The 15781-nt window shown below is 42.1% G+C and carries 12 protein-coding genes and 1 tRNA gene; 2 read left to right on the top strand and 11 right to left on the bottom strand.

The annotated features are described in order from the left end of the window. Positions 1 to 320: 320 nt before the first annotated feature. The 6 genes from PN470_RS07340 to PN470_RS07315 form a co-directional block, all read right to left on the bottom strand. The gene (locus tag PN470_RS07340) at positions 321 to 1898 is read right to left on the bottom strand and encodes an SUMF1/EgtB/PvdO family nonheme iron enzyme (RefSeq protein WP_272104187.1); all 1578 of its coding nucleotides are present in this window, start codon (positions 1896 to 1898) and stop codon (positions 321 to 323) included. Positions 1899 to 2306: 408 nt separating this feature from the next. Beyond that, positions 2307 to 3602 (bottom strand): CO2 hydration protein, encoded by a 1296-nt coding sequence (locus tag PN470_RS07335; RefSeq protein ID WP_061433310.1) that lies wholly within the window; start codon positions 3600 to 3602, stop codon positions 2307 to 2309. Between the two features lie 57 nt (positions 3603 to 3659). Further along, positions 3660 to 5210, bottom strand: a complete 1551-nt coding sequence (locus PN470_RS07330) for an NADH-quinone oxidoreductase subunit M (RefSeq protein ID WP_272104185.1) — start codon at positions 5208 to 5210, stop codon at positions 3660 to 3662. A gap of 78 nt (positions 5211 to 5288) precedes the next feature. Next, positions 5289 to 6014, bottom strand: a complete 726-nt coding sequence (locus tag PN470_RS07325) for a carbonic anhydrase (protein WP_271937103.1) — start codon at positions 6012 to 6014, stop codon at positions 5289 to 5291. 81 nt (positions 6015 to 6095) lie between these two features. Beyond that, positions 6096 to 7949, bottom strand: coding sequence for an NAD(P)H-quinone oxidoreductase subunit F (locus PN470_RS07320; RefSeq protein WP_272104182.1), 1854 nt, complete (start codon positions 7947 to 7949; stop codon positions 6096 to 6098). Between the two features lie 46 nt (positions 7950 to 7995). Continuing rightward, the gene (locus PN470_RS07315; RefSeq protein ID WP_002733390.1) at positions 7996 to 8940 is read right to left on the bottom strand and encodes a LysR family transcriptional regulator; all 945 of its coding nucleotides are present in this window, start codon (positions 8938 to 8940) and stop codon (positions 7996 to 7998) included. Positions 8941 to 9222: 282 nt separating this feature from the next. Between PN470_RS07315 and PN470_RS07310 the strand changes: the two genes are divergently transcribed. After that, positions 9223 to 9933 carry a Uma2 family endonuclease gene (locus PN470_RS07310; protein ID WP_103111199.1) on the top strand — a complete coding sequence of 237 codons (711 nt, stop codon included), beginning with the start codon at positions 9223 to 9225 and terminating at the stop codon, positions 9931 to 9933. Positions 9934 to 10265: 332 nt separating this feature from the next. On the opposite strand, the gene grrM is transcribed toward PN470_RS07310, so the two are convergent. From grrM to PN470_RS07290, 4 genes are all read right to left on the bottom strand, one after another. Further along, on the bottom strand, positions 10266 to 11426 hold the full coding sequence (grrM, locus tag PN470_RS07305) for a cyclophane-forming radical SAM/SPASM peptide maturase GrrM/OscB (RefSeq protein WP_272104192.1): 1161 nt from the start codon (positions 11424 to 11426) through the stop codon (positions 10266 to 10268). Positions 11427 to 11504: 78 nt separating this feature from the next. Beyond that, complete coding sequence (gene mltA, locus PN470_RS07300) at positions 11505 to 12626, bottom strand: murein transglycosylase A (protein WP_272104180.1); 1122 nt, start codon at positions 12624 to 12626, stop codon at positions 11505 to 11507. A 76-nt stretch (positions 12627 to 12702) separates the two neighbouring features. Next, positions 12703 to 14037, bottom strand: a complete 1335-nt coding sequence (locus PN470_RS07295) for a hemolysin family protein (protein WP_002732609.1) — start codon at positions 14035 to 14037, stop codon at positions 12703 to 12705. Between the two features lie 32 nt (positions 14038 to 14069). Further along, the gene (locus PN470_RS07290) at positions 14070 to 14363 is read right to left on the bottom strand and encodes a hypothetical protein (RefSeq protein WP_002752521.1); all 294 of its coding nucleotides are present in this window, start codon (positions 14361 to 14363) and stop codon (positions 14070 to 14072) included. A gap of 64 nt (positions 14364 to 14427) precedes the next feature. Here PN470_RS07290 and PN470_RS07285 point away from each other — a divergent pair. Beyond that, positions 14428 to 14500 (top strand) — tRNA-Ile (locus PN470_RS07285). A 498-nt stretch (positions 14501 to 14998) separates the two neighbouring features. Here PN470_RS07285 and PN470_RS07280 read toward each other — a convergent pair. Beyond that, positions 14999 to 15781, bottom strand: coding sequence for a DUF3153 domain-containing protein (locus PN470_RS07280; RefSeq protein WP_002752520.1), 783 nt, complete (start codon positions 15779 to 15781; stop codon positions 14999 to 15001).

Genomic DNA, 15781 nt, shown 5'->3' with positions numbered 1-15781 from the left:
TGAGTAGGTAGGGTGCGTTAGGAGCGCCACAATATTATTTAATTTACATTAATTACATAGGCGACGTAACGCACCAATATTATCCTAAATCCGTTGAGTAGGTAGGGTGCGTTAGGAGCGCCACAATATTATTTAATTTACATTAATTACATACGCAACCTAACGCACCAATATTATCCTAAATCCCTTGAGTAACCCACAGAAAACCGGTTTCTCCGAGAAACCCCTTTTCTACTCATGCCACCTCAATTTTCTCAAAAAAAAATCGACCCGCCTAAGGGCGGGAAAAAGGGTAAAAAGGGAAAAAAAGGGAAAAAGGGTTACAGAGTCCTCCCAGCACCGCACACCACCCGAAAACCGAGGATGAAGTCGTTGTCGCGGCGGTTGTGGCCGCTGCGGAAAGCGGAACGGCAGAGAGACGGATCGTAGAACCAAGAACCGCCCCGCCGTATGCGATAATCATTATCATTATCATTTATTAACCAAGCACTGCCATCCGTCGGCGCTCCGATATAGCTACTATGCCAATCGTCTTCGCACCACTCCCAAACATTGCCACTCATGTCATACAGTCCCCAAGCATTGGGCCTTTTCTGGCCTACAGGATGAGTTTTACTCTGAGAATTTGCGCTATACCAAGCGTAATCTCCTAACTGATTAGCATCATCACCGAAATAAAAGCGAGTAGTAGTCCCCGCACGACAAGCATATTCCCATTCCGCTTCTGTGGGGAGGCGATAGGTTTTTCCTGTTATTTGACTCAATTTTTGACAAAAGGCTTGAGCATCGTTCCAGTTAACATTTTCTACTGGATTTTGGGGATTATTTTTAAACCAATTTTTAAACCGAGAGGGATTGGTTCCCATTACTGCTTGATATTGTGCCTGAGTCACTGGATATTTCCCAATGGCAAAACTATTGACTTGAACCAGGTGTGGAGGCTTTTCCCAGCTTTCAGAAGCGGGATCACTATCAGGAGATCCCATAAGAAATTCACCTGCTGGTAAGCTCACCATCTCCAGTGTGACTCGATTGGGTAGTTTTTCGGTAAATGGAGTAGGTGAAACAATTAGGGGTATTGGTGAAACAGGCTTTTTGACTGCTTGTAAGGCATTTAAAACCTGTTGTGCTGTCCATCTTTGTCTTCTATCTTTTTGCAAACACCCTTCAATAATCGGTTTAAACTCTTTCGGTAAACTAGGGATTTGTAGCTCACAATTTATCACCTTTACCATTAATTGATTATTGTCATTATTGAACTTATAGGGAAATTGATTAGTGGTCATTTGGATTAACATAATACCTAATGACCACAGATCCCAAGCTGAGGAAATATCCCCCCTAAAGGCTTCGGGAGGCATATAAATAATTGTACCGGTATTGTGGACTGTTTGAGTGTGACTTTTATTATTTAAAGTTCTAATTAAGCCAAAATCTGCTAACTTGTATTGTTGATTAACCTTGAGGATATTACCCGGTTTTAAATCTCGATGGACTTTATTTTGTCGATGAAGATAATTTAAGCCCTGGGCGACTTGAGCAGTAATATTTGTAATCTCATCCGCTGACAAACTGCCTTTAGCAATGTGATTTTCTAGGCTACCCTGTGCCAATTCCATCACTAAATAAAGCATCTCTGTATTGAGAAAAGTAAATTCCCCCACCGCATAACTCTTAATTAAATTAGGATGTTCTAACTTTCTGGAATTTGTTAACTCAATTAATTTATCATCGCTACTTTCGGGGATAACTTTAATGGCAACTTCTTTGACCGATGTATTTCTGACCATTTCACTAGCATGAAATACACCCCCAAAACCACCCGCACCGAGAAATTTATTAAGACGATAGGGGCCTATTTGTTGCCCTTCTAACATCTTCATCATTTGGTCTAGCATAATAATAACTCCTGAATTAGCCAATTTTTACGTTCTGTAACTATCCTATTAAGTGGGTGGTTTTAACGAAGGCAAGAAGCAAAAGCTTTATAAGTAGTCGTGCAAAATTAATTTCCTAGTGAAGATAGGCAAAAGGCAAAAGGCAGGAGGCAAGAGGTGGTTAGATATGTGTAATTAATTTTGCTTAGGTACTTAGAAATGTGTAATTAATTTTGCTTAGGTACTTAATACTAAATCTGGCTATTAAATACTGATTATTTATTCCCTCGAGTAGAAAACGGGTTTCTCGGAAAAACCCGTTTTCTGTGGGTTACTCAACGGATTTAGTATTAGTATGACTTGGGGTTCGGTTATCTCATAATCAAAAAAGGTGGGCGATAAACCCACCAGAAAAATAACCCAAAAACCTTAACGATAATTAGGACTTTGTATATCTCTAAGACGCGCTTCGGGGCGTTTAAATCTGTCCATTTGTGCCTCAAAGAATTGACGATTTTTAAGTAAATGTTTGGGATTAGGATCATCGAGGGGATAGAGTAAAGCAGTGCGTAGAGCTTGAATAACTGCCGAAGTCACATTATACATCGATCGCTGGAAACTAATGCCCAATTGAATCAAAATATCGTCTTCCCCCCGGCAGTTTTGCTGATAGTAATCAATCAGATATTGGGGTAAAAAATGATACATATCATCCATTAACAACGTCGGCGGAATTCCCGCAGTACCCACGGGGAAAACATCCGCATAAAGAATGCCATAGTGAAAGTCTTTTTGTTCGTCAGGAACCTGTTTTGCTTGGGCATTATAAGACTTTGTACCCCGGAAGGGAGCAGTACGATAAAAGACCGCTTCCACATAGGGTAAAGCCGCTTCATAAAGCCAAGTAAAAGCCTTTGATTTGGGGATAATTTCGTAGCATTGACCATCAATATAAACGTGATGATAAATCGGCCGGCCAGCGATGGCAAAAATACCATTAACGAGGAAATTCATGGCATCGGGAACACCTTTAAAGCCGCCTTCATCGTAGATATCGGACATCTCGAAAAATACCGGGGCCATCACTTCCCAGAATAGTCCTAAATTGGAGTAGTAGGACATCATCCGCACCTGTTCCAAAAACATATCGGGGAACAGGTCATAAAGTTTCATCATCACGGGATTTTTCTTGAAATAGGCCTTAATAGCGCGGTCGGCATTTTGGCGATATTCTTCTGAATCGAGATAGGCATCAAATAAACCCCAACCCATATCGCGGCCATGCCATAACATGGCTTGCATACAGGCTTCAGCAAATTCCATATTAATACGGTCATGCCAGAGGTGATGGATTAATCTGGGCATTTTTCGGGTTTTACCTTTATCCATGAATTCTAACAATTCAGGGTGAGCGGAACCCGTACCGCGCCAGATGCGTAAATCGGCATTATCGCCAGCGTAATGATTTTGTAGGTCTAGGTATTCTTGGGGCAGAAAATATTTAAAAAAGGGCAAAGGATCGAGGAAAACTCGTTCGGCAATATAGAGCAGATCTCGCCAATAAAAATCCATCGGTACGGCATAAGCTTTATAAATGCCGATAATTTGCATCAGGTTTTCGGGAGTATCCGGCAACATGGAGCCACCCGCTTCTAACCGGTGGATAATGTCGGCGAATTCGTGAGTAGAAGGGGGAATTTTGGCTTTGATTAATGTCCCAGTCATAGTTTTAGGTAAAGTAATTAGCAGCGGTTACAATAATTCGGAAACAGCAAGGGATAACTAACTATTACTCAAATATTTACCCCGATTAAACCAGTTGGTTTTTGAGGACTTTTGCGGAGATTTTTGTAACACAAAACTAGGTTTTGCTTCCCCCGATAAGCTGGCAACCATCGAGTTAGTGGTGGGTTCAATCCAACGGACTAAATAATTGGGTTGAATACCTAAAAAGACGATTAATACCATTAGGACAAAAGCGGGTATAGTTTCCGATTTCAGGACTTTGGGATAGTAGGCAAGTTTATTATCCAATTTACCAAAACAGGTGCGATTAAGCAGGATAACAAAGTAAACCGCCGTTAAACCAGAAGCGATGATACAGAGAACCGTCTGCACGGGAAAACGGGAAAAACTACCCTGAAAAACGATAAATTCCGCCACAAATCCCACTAATCCGGGAATCCCGGCGCTGGCCATACCGGCGAGAATTAATAGGGCGCTAACCAAGGGTAAACCGCGAATTGGGTTCATTAAACCGTTTAAAACGTCTAAATCTCTAGTTCCGGCTTTGCGTTCGACGATGCCCACCAGATAGAATAAGAGGGCGAGAATAAGACCGTGGCTAATCATTTGCGCGACGGCACCAAGGACGCTTAAACCCGTGCCAGCGGCGGCTGCTACCAGTATATAGCCCATGTGACCGATCGAACTGTAGGCCACCATGCGTTTAATGTCTTTTTGGGCAATAGCGCTCAAAGCTCCATAAATAACGCTAATAACGCCGACAATTGCCAGTCCGGGGGCGATTAAAGACCAAGCTTCCGGGAATAATTGCAGACCAAAGCGAACTAAGCCATAAGTACCGAGTTTAGCGAGAATACCACCTAGTAAAATTGCTGTAGCGGGGGAAGCTTCCGTGTAGGCATCTGGTAGCCAAGTATGGAGAGGTACGAGGGGGATTTTGATGCCAAATCCCACTAACAGCAGAGTTAAGAGCAGTAACTGGGTTTTTTGGGAGAAATCGGCGGTCGAGAGGGAGGAGTAGTCAAAAGTGCCACCATTGAGGAAACCTATGCCTAAAAATGCCGCTAGGACTAATAATCCGGAGACAGCAGTGTAGAGAAGAAATTTAATCGAAGCATAGCCACGTTTTTCGCCTCCCCAGATAGCAATCATCAGATAAAAGGGGATTAATTCTAGTTCATAGAAAACGATGAACAGCAGCAGGTTTTTGGCCATTAATGCCCCAGAAACCCCGGCGTTAATCAGGAGGATGAGGATGTAATAAAGTCGGGGACGCTCTATTTTTTCTTCGCTACTATAGATAGCTATTCCTGTCAAGAAACAGCTTAAAATAATTAACGGTAAGGACAAACCATCGACTCCGAGGTTATAATTTAACCCGATGGGTTTTGCCCATTCCAGGTATTCAGAAAATTGAAAGCCATTGCTGGTTAAGTTATATTGGGTCAGCAGATATAAAGACCAAAAGAGGACGGCGGCAACAAAAAAGAGGGTAATTTGACGTAATTTTGCTGGGGCAAATTTATCGGGGAAAAGACCGACGATAATTGCTCCAATTATTGGCAACCAAAGCAGGGTACTGAGCATATTGGTATCGATCAAATTTATAATGACTGGGATGAGAAAAGGATTAGCCAACCGACACGATGACTAATCTAGAATTGACTAAATTAAGCTCACTTTGCCGGTATCGAGATCGTAGTAGGCTCCAACAATTTTTAATTGTTTTTTATCTACTAAATCACCCATGACTGGGGATTTGCCCAATTTCTCTACTTGATAGACAACATTGGATTTAATGGCTCGCTCAAGTTTGTTGGAACCGGGTTGTTTTTCAGCCCGATCAACTCCCACCTGTAGGCCATCGATTAAACGACCGATTTGACCGGGGAAACGACCGCCTTCAATGGTGGCTTTTACCGCTCCACAACGAGAATGACCAAGGACAACAATTACCTTGGCTCCTAACACCAACGTGCCGAATTCGAGGCTACCAATTTCTTCGGAAGTGGCTAAATTTCCCGCTACCCGACAAACAAATAGATCTCCCAATCCTCGATCAAAAACGATTTCTGCCGGCACGCGAGAATCGGCACAGCCCAAAATTGCCGCAAAAGGGGCTTGACTTTCGGCCACTTCTGTGAGTCGCGCTTGATCGCGGTTAGGACTTTTTTGTCTTCGTTCCCAGAAACGTTGATTGCCTTCCATGAGCATAGTTAAGGCCTGGTCTGGGTTCAATCCTTGATTTTGAGCCGTTAGCCATGGCTGGGAATTAACGGCGGTTTGGGCGTTAGTTTTGGACAACTGAGAACCCAAAACAGTGGCGGCTAGACCGGTTCCCAAAAAACCACCCCCATAACGGATTAATTGGCGACGAGAGGTATTGAACATAGGTAATTGTTTCCATATAATCAGGACAAATCCTATTGTCAGGGCCGGGGATGCTAAAGAAAAGCCTAAGTTATCAAATCTTTAACTGAAAACTAGAGAAATTTGTGCTAGTAGGGGCCAGCAGATGATAATACCAATCAAAGCCACCCCCAAAATAATCGACAGAAAGTAAAATTGGGTCTGTCCTGAGACGTTATATTTCAAACTCTGACCACCAAAAACCGTGGCTAATCCCACCAGATTAACGATCCCATCCACCAGAAAGGTATCGATCCAGTTAATAATTTGCGAAATTAATCCGACGACAAAAACGATGGTGACTTTATACAATTGGGCTGTATAAAGGTCGTTAGCAAAGAAATCTTGAACGGCTTTCGGTTGAAAAACGATCGGTTTGGAGATATTTTCATTCAGATAAATATAGGCTGCCGGAATTACGCCCCCAGCAGTGGAAAGTACCAAGAGAAAAGCCACTCCCAGATTTAAGTTACTTGGTAATAAATGCCATTGCGCTAATAAAATCGGCAGATGAAGGGCGAAACCCATGGTCACAGTCATGGGGATAACTAAGGGCCAAAGAGCTTCCGGAGAGCGCAGGGTCATTGGTTTGATTTTACCGCCAAAGAAAACGCAAAATTCTCTAGTGACACTAAAGGCAGTTAAGGCATTGACCAACAATAGCACTAATAACAGTAAACCACTGATTTCTGCGAGGTGATCGCCCATGCGGGCTAATGCCCAAAAACCACCAAAGGGAGGCAGTGCGACTAAACTAGCGGCACCGACGAGATAACAAATGCCAGAAACGGGACGACGAGACCATAAACCGCCGTATTGGCTTAAATCTTGGCTGATATTATTCCAAATGATGTTACCCACCACCATGACTAACAGGGACATAGCGATCGCGTATGTAAAGAGTAACACTAAAGCGGTTTCCGTTTGTCCGGTGGCCACAGCGATAAAAATCAGTCCCATGTAGGCACTGACGGAATAGGAAAGGGAGCGCTTAACATCGATCTGGGCGATCGCAATTAACCCCGCACCGATGGCAGTAACAGAGCCAACAATGATCATCACCTGTAAAGTTAAGGGCGATAATTGTAGCACTGGCTCTAATTTCACCAATAACCAAGCGCCAGTGGAAACGACGACGGTATTCCGCAGAATTGTCGCGGGCATCGGTCCTTCCATGGCCTCATCTAGCCATAAATGCAGGGGAAATTGAGCGCATTTGCCCATCGGACCGGCAATCAATGCCAAACAGAGTAAATTAGCCACATTGGGGTTTAAATTGGCTGTAGCCGCCCATTCTGCCAATTGGTCAAAGTTCCAGGTTCCCGCCAGGGGTAAAAGGGCCACCACTCCCATCAAGAGGATTAAATCGCCAATCCGTTTAGTCAGAAAAGCATCCCGCGCCCCCGTTACCACCAGAGATTGATTGAACCAGAAACCAATTAGCAGATAAGTGCCGAGGGTGAGAACTTCTAGCACACAATAGCTGAAAAATAGCGAATTACAGATAACCAGGGCGCACATACCCCCTTCAAAGAGGGCGACGAGAGAATAAAATCTTGCCCAACCCCAATCCATTTCTAGATAGGCGATCGCATATACCTGAGCGGCGAGGTTTAAGCCGGTAATTAGCAGTAAGGCCCCGATATTAACGACCGAAATCTGCACATCTAAAGATATGCTTAAATTTGCGGCATTTAGCCAATTAAATGCTATAGATTGCGGCGGACGACCCCAAACGGCGAGCAAAGCAAAAAGGCTATGCAAAAAAGCCCAGCAGGTCATGATCAAGTTCAGATAACCGGCCGGTCGCGGGCCGGTTTGCCGGATAATACCGGGAGACCAGGGTAGGGCGAGAAGTGCGCCCGCAAAGGCATAAAGAGGTACCAACCAGATAGTCTGGCTGAAGGACTCGAACATATAACCACCTCAAGAAGAAAAATGATCCTGAATTAAAGTTTAAGGTTTAATGGGTCACTAATAGGCTGTGACCATTTTTTAACGGGGCATGAATCGGGATGGCTTGACTAGCTTCCAGCAGGTATTTTAAAAAAGCATCGGCAATCACGGAAAGTTGTTTTCCGGCCAGGTAACAAACGTACCAATTGCGCTGAATTGGAAACTGTTCCACGTCGAGGATGGCTAATTCTCCGTTTTCCCCTTCCGAGATGAGAGTGTGCTTAGATAGTACCGATAGTCCCAAACCGCCAGAAATAGCCTGTTTGATGGCCTCGTTACTGCCTAATTCCAAACGCACCTTAACTTTAATATCGTGGAGATTAAATAATTTTTGTACCGCTTGGCGGGTTCCAGATCCCGATTCGCGCATAATAAAAGGTTGATGGTTGAGGCACTCAAGGGGGAGATTTTTCTGTCCCACCAATGGATGATCCCGTCGCGCCACCACCACTAGAGGATTTTCCAGAAAAGACTGAGAACAAAGTTCCACTTCTTCTGGCGGTTGACTGAGAATATAGAGGTCATCCTCGTTATTTAACATTCGCTCTTGCAGTTTCTGGTGATTAGTCACCTGTAGAGCGATGTCGATACCGGGATACTGTTGACAAAATGCCCCCAGTAATCGCGGCACAAAGTATTTAGCGGTAGTAATTACGCCTAAAGTCAGTTTTCCCTGTCTAGTTCCCTTAATATCGGCCACTTTCATCTGAAAGTTGTCCAATTTATTAAAAATCTCTTGACAGGTGAACAGTAATTCCTGACCCGCTTCGGTTAAAAATAAACGTTTGCCAATTTGCTCGAATAGCGGTAAACCCACGGCTTTTGTGAGTTGTTTGACTTGGGTTGAGACGGTAGGTTGAGTGATAAATAACTCCTCGGCCGCCTTGGTGAAGCTACTGTGTCGTGCGGTAGCCTCGAAAACCCTTAACTGGTGCAGGGTTGCCTGTATCAAGTTCTTATCTCCTCCTCAATAATAACTATTTGTCACCATCAATCCTAACGCTTTTATAGATTCTAGTCAATTAACTTTTTGATAAATATAGACTCTACTAGATATAACCGCCGCTTAAGACCTTTTGTCAGCCATCAGCTTTTTTCTCCCTCCTCCCCACTCCCCCACTCCCCCACTCCCCCATCTCCCCCACTCCCCAATTCATAATTCCTATTCATAATTCATAATTCATAATTATCTTGCTACAATCAAAAAACAACCATCTATTAAAAATAAAAGACAATGGTTAGTTATCTTGATATTGACGACGATCTTCTTTTCCCCGATAGTGATGGTCAACCGATGGCAGATAATACCGAACAATATGAGTGGATTGTCAAAATTAAGGAGAATTTAGAGATTATCTTTGCGGATGACCCTAAGGTGTTTATTGCCGGAGATTTACTCTGGTATCCTCTGCGTTCTACTTTGGTTTCACCGGTTGCTCCTGATGTGATGGTAGCTTTTGGCCGTCCCAAAGGACGGAGGGGTTCCTATCGTCAATGGCAGGAAGAAAATATCGCTCCTCAAGTAGTTTTTGAAATTCTATCACCGAAGAATACAAAAGCAGAGATGAGTCGAAAATTAGAGTTTTATGACACATATAGTGTAGAAGAATACTATTTATATAACACGATGCGCTGTCGTTTACAAGGTTGGCAAAGACAGGGAGAAAATTTAAGAGAAATTATCCCCATCAATGACTGGATAAGTCCCCGCTTAGGTATGCGTTTTATCTGGGATAAATCTAGTTTAGAATTGTATCGTCCCGATGGAGAAAAATTTTTAACAACTGTTGAGTTAGAGTCTCAAATGCGTCAAGAAAAGAAACGCGCTGATAAAGAACAGAAACGTGCTGATAAAGAAAAGAAACGTGCCGATAAAGAAAAGAAACGCGCGGATCGACTAGCGGAACGCTTAGAGGCGTTAGGATTAACCTTAGAAGAAGAATAATACCATGCCATTACTTTGGAAAAATGGTATTTAGATTAAGTTTTTTCATAGGTTATTAGTAAACAATAATCAGTGAACTGATAACTGATAAGTAGGTAGGCGTTAAAAATTATCAGATGCCCCCCTTATTAAGGGGGGACTAAGGGGGGATCGGCACCCCCCTTATCAAGGGGGGATTAAGGGGGGACTAAGGGGGGATCGGCACCCCCCTTATCAAGGGGGGCAGGGGGGATCGAACCTAAAATCCATTTTTAATTTAATTATAACCAGCTACTTAACTGATAACTGATAACTGATAACTGATAACTGATAACTGATAGCTAAAAACATCTTTAAACTTCTAATAAATTTTCTAGGCGATCAAGAACGATATCGGTGATACACTTAATCCGGTATAAACAGGCTTTAGTATCTGTGGAGTTGAAAGTGCCATTTTCCCAATACTTGTTACTACCGGCACCACCCCCACAAACCCCAAAATAATCGCATTTTTGGCGACATAAATCGACTCCACCGCGTATATCAGCGTAAATTTTTTGAAATTTCTCGGTTTCACAGATAGATTCTAGGGAATCGCTCAAAACATTACCAAAGATAAAATCGCCGTAGGGTTGGGTTTTAATCGATAGTAATTCTGGATCAAAAGTGGAAAAATTACCTTGATTATCAAAATTGACAATCATAAAAGGTCGATTCATATCAGTATTTTCTAAGCGTTCATCGGCATAAATCAAACTACAGATCGATTCAAATTCCCGCAGCTTAAATTCTCCTTGTTTAGCCGTGACTAACTGCCAAAATCTAGCAATAAACTGGCGATAACGTTGTTCAATACCTAATTTATCTAAGGAAGATTGCGAATGAATCCCCTCAGTTTCTTCCATATTAAAAGCCACATCGGTAAGACCATGATCCCAAAAAAAGTTAAAAATTTCGTCGGGATAGTCGAGGGAATCTTCTGTTAAAACAGCGATGATACTGACATCAATTTCATGTTTTTGCAAGAAAGAAATACCCCGCATTGTAGCAGCATGACTGCCAGTTCCCTTGCGGTTTTGCCGGTGGATATCGTGAATAAAAGCCGGTCCATCAAGACTGACTCCCACATAAACATCATGCTTTTTAAATAATTGACACCAAGCATCGTTAATATAAGTGGCGTTAGTTTGTACTGAATGACGAAAACAGTAACCCTGCTGATTATATTTCTCGCTAACTTCCGCAATTTTAGCAAAGGCACTTTCATAAAAACTGATGGGAACTGCTAAGGGTTCGCCGGCGTGCCAGCAAATGGTAAAATCATTTTGGAGAAAACGACTACTAAAAACCCTCTGAAAAATCGGCTCGATTAAATCTAAGGATAGGGTATTTTTTAAATGGCGATCGGGTAAATAACAGTAATCACAATTGAGATTACAAAAAGAAGTCGGCTGCACGACTACTAAAGTAATTGGACCACAATCCGACCAATCTATATTTGTGTTTTTTTCCATCATTCTATTTTTAATATTCTCACTTAAGTATGATAACTGATTCTGGGGAGTCTATCTTAATTTTACCTATACTATTTCCTATTCCCTCAATAATAAATAATATAATTGACCGGGAGTATTAATTAAACCGGCTCGCTCGCCAGCATTTTTTCCTGTTCCCATAAAAATATCTACCCTCCCAGTACCTTTAATCGCGCTGCCAGTATCTTGATCGAGAACATAGCGACTAACTAATTTTTTATTAAGATTTCCCTGGGGAATTTCTGTCTCAATTACTGCTAAAGCGCCGGGGGGAAAAATACTTTTATCTGTAGCGATCGATCTTTCGGGTAAAACTGGAACTCCAATGCTACCAGTAGCGGGTGCGCCGTGGGTTTCTCGAAAGAAAATAAACCGATTATTGCGGGGAATATAATTCTTTAATTGCTCAGGATTACTTCTGAGAAAATCCAAAACCATTGGTAAGGTTAAACCCTCAGCAGGAAAAATACCATCGGCAATCATTTCTTTTCCCAGACTTGTGTAGGGATGCTCGGTATTGCCATCAAAACCGATGCTCATAATTTGACCATTAGGTAAACGTAATTTTGCCGAACCTTGCACATGAACTAAATAAGCTTCTAAGCGATCTTTTAACCAGACTAATTCGTATCCCGCTAGACGGCTATTTTCCCCCAGTAAACCATCTTTTCCCTCTAATTCTACCCTAGCTGGATGGGGTTTAGACCAGCGAGAAAAGTTAGCAGGTTGGCGATAGAGAGGATATTTATACTCGGCGTTTTTTTGCCGACTTGCTTGATAAATTGGCTCAAAATAACCAGTAAACTTAACATTTCCCTGACTATCATTACCCAAAGAACGATACCAAATAAATTCTTTTTTAACTGCCTTTTGTAGAGCTGCGGGAGTGGGAGAATTCTGCACTAATTGACGAAAACGTACTAAGGAACGCTGCACTCGCTGACGAGTTATTTCAGGAATAGGATAATTTTGATAGGCGCGGATCGCCGCCGAGCTATTCAGATAACGTAAACTATGATCGATCGCTTGTAGTAGGGTTTTTTTGTCCTTTGGCAGTCGTTCATCGTATCCCGTAGATGTTCCTAATTGTGAGATTTCAAGGCGTTCTAGGGGCAAATTTGCGGGGGTGAGGGCAATTAATCCCAAGCTGAGGGGGAGGAGTGCCAAAAGGTGTTTCATGGTGATAGGAGTGGGCAGCTATTGACGCGATTAACAATCAAAAAGGAGCAATGAGAAAAGTTGTTTATTATTTATATCATGAGGATAATTGTTGTCGATAAATTTTAATTTGTTCCAAGCGAGGGCCTACCTTAGAAATGATGGTAAATTCTAAATTTTGGTAATATAATTGTTCTCCCACCCTCGGTATTTTTTGCCAATGATGGAGGATAAAACCGGCTAGGGTTTGGTATTCATCGGCCAAGGGTAAGCTTAAATTTAATGCTTTGTTCACGTCCTCTAAATTCATTTGTGCTTGTACGAGAAAAGTTGATTCATCGAGGATTTGGTATTCTAATATTCCTGATTGATCACTAGGGGAAAAAGTTCCCAGAATCTCACCGATTAAATCTTTCAGGGTTAATAAACCAGCTGTTCTGCCAAATTCATCCACAATGATAACCATCTTTAAGGATGATTCCCGCATCACTGTTAGTAATTCATTTAAGGGAGTGGTTTCGGGGAAAAAACGCACAGGTTTCAACCAAGTTTTAATCGGGGTTGTTAAATTTAACTGACCTTCGGCAAGGGGTAAAGCTAAATCTTTAAAATCGATCAGACCACGGATATCATCGCTGGAATCTCCTTCCACAGGATAACAAGAATAGCCTCTGTTAACTACTTGTAGCAATAATTCCTCAAAAGTTGCGGTCGAGGGAATAGCTATTAAACGGTTATGGGGAACCATAATTTCTGAGGCAGTGATTTCGCCAAACTGGAAAACATTGTTTAAGATTTTCCTTTCCGCTGCTTCTAATCCTGTTAATTCCCCTTCCATGCTGATAATTAATTGTAATTCCTCGGAAGTTACCCGACTGGAACGCTGTAGATCCACTTCGGGAATACGGGTTAAAACCAATAAAAAACGAGTTGATTGGTTGAGAATACCGATAAAAGGCTTAAAAATCCGGGAAATAACGCCAATAGGTGCTGCTAATAATCGCGCCATCGGTTCGGCATAAATTAAAGCTAGGGATTTGGGATAAAGTTCCCCAAAAACTATCTGGAGATAGGCAACAATTAAAAAAGCTAGACAAAGAGAGAAACCATGGGAGAGAAGATTTTGCCAGTTTAAAGAAAAGGGTAAAAAACTTAGTAATTTCTTCACAAAAACGGTCATGGTACTCTCCCCGATCCAACCTAAAGCTAAACTAGAAAGGGTGATGCCTAATTGAGTAGTGGAAAGTAAGCGATCGAGACTTCTTTGTAGAGATTGTACCGTCTGCGCTGGCACATCTCCCGCAGCCACTAGCTGACTGACGCGGGTACGACGGACCGACACAAGCGAAAATTCCGCCGCTACGAAAAAAGCATTGAGGACGATTAGTAAAAAGACTAAAATTAAACGAGTCAATAAATCCTGATTATCCATAGCGAAAAGGCAAAATTCGCCTTTTTTAAAGCCTATCCCTTGGTTTCGTTCTTTGATTGCGGTTTGTTTTTCTGTTGTTGCATATAAACTCTCACTCTTTTAATTACTTCTTGTTCTTTCACGGGGATAAAAGTTTGATTGCGACCATAACTGGTGCGATCGTTGGTAAACTTTTTAGCGGGGTTGATATCCGGTTGACTGACTCCCTTCAGGGAGGCGATTCCCAATTGATAGGCTACCCAACCGCTACCGAAACCGGCGGCTAACATGGCTACCATCAAAAGGAGTCCTAACTGCAAGGAGGTGCTGATTGCAAATTTTTTCATCTTGGTGGGGCTGAATTTTCACGTTCAGAGTAATTACCGATCTATAATGAGTTAATAGTATAACCCAGGGTTGGCCGAGCGGTTGAGGCAACGAACTCATAATTCGTGCTAGGCAGGTTCAACTCCTGCACCCTGGATAGTTTTGATCGCTTCAGGCGATCGGGTTTGACTGCACTAGAGTAAGTTATAAGTTAATCTTGTTCTTGTTAGTGCAGAATACAATATTTTTAGGCTGCCGCATACTGATGAGCCTTTCTTTGTCAACTCTTGAGGTTGATGCTTTTCATTTTTGAATTGGCACTTTCTTGCGTCAGGCTTTGGCCTCTGTCCATCACCCCTTGAATAGGGTTGTCTCTCTTATCCCCACTGCTGATTTTTCTCTCTTTGTCAACCCCTAGACCTGAATAGCAGCAATTCTCAGTTTTAGACACAGCAAGCCTTTTAAGGGATTTAAAGAACATTTTAAAGGGGGATTTTTGGCGCAACTTTGGGTGTACTATCACGTCAAAAGTCCGAAGACTCGTCAAATGAAATTCGCCATCCCATTGAATTTCACCCCGTATTATGCGAACTAACTCCCAAAAGCCTTGCTACAGGGCAAATTTAGAATTGCTGCCTGAATAGTTACTCTCAATTTAAGTCGATGGGGATACACCAGGCAAGCGTTTATATTTCAAGTAATAGGCAAAAACTGTTATTACAACAATAATTATTGTGCCGATACCCAAATAGTTAGGAACCCAAAAAGCCGCGCCAATGGTGTTAATTTCTCCCGGTTTTAAATGCCAAATTAACTGATTGTCAACTTGTTCTACTGGGGGATTTAATCCTGAGTCATCTTCAATATTTTGACCAGCTAAGGGAGTCTTTAAAGCGAAGTCGATATCAACTAAGGAACCGGGGCTAATGATAATATTTCCCTGTTCGGAAAGTACACCCAAAGCCCGCAAATCAACGGTTAATTTTAAGTTTTTCTGGGTCAAAAAGAACCAATCTTGTTCTGTAACTGCCAGTTTTGAATCCAGTTGCAGTAACTTTATATCATCAGTATTAGCAGAGTTTTTGATTTTAAAGGAAGAACTAGGATCAAAAAATTGATTGAATTTTTCCTCTAATTCCTGACTATTACTAAAGGGAATAGTGACAATTATTTCTCGTTCGGAAATATGATCGGTTTTCCCCTTAAGTAATTTTGCCCTCTGTTCGATACTATTTAACCATTTAGTGGCTTCGGTTTGACTGAGACTGGTTAAGCGTTGTCCGAGGGTGATATGTTGAATAATTTCCCCGTGGTGTTGGTGGGGAAAATTAATGCCCACATCGTAACGGACACAGCCAGTTAAAAAGAGAAAAATACCGCATAAAAAGGGCAGAATAAAGCGGGTTTTCCCGATTTTTTCGGTGGTTAATTGATTCAT

The sequence above is a fragment of the Microcystis sp. CS-574 genome (genome assembly GCF_028329095.1).
Classification (GTDB): domain Bacteria; phylum Cyanobacteriota; class Cyanobacteriia; order Cyanobacteriales; family Microcystaceae; genus Microcystis; species Microcystis ichthyoblabe_A.
This window is presented reverse-complemented; position numbering and strand designations above follow the sequence as displayed.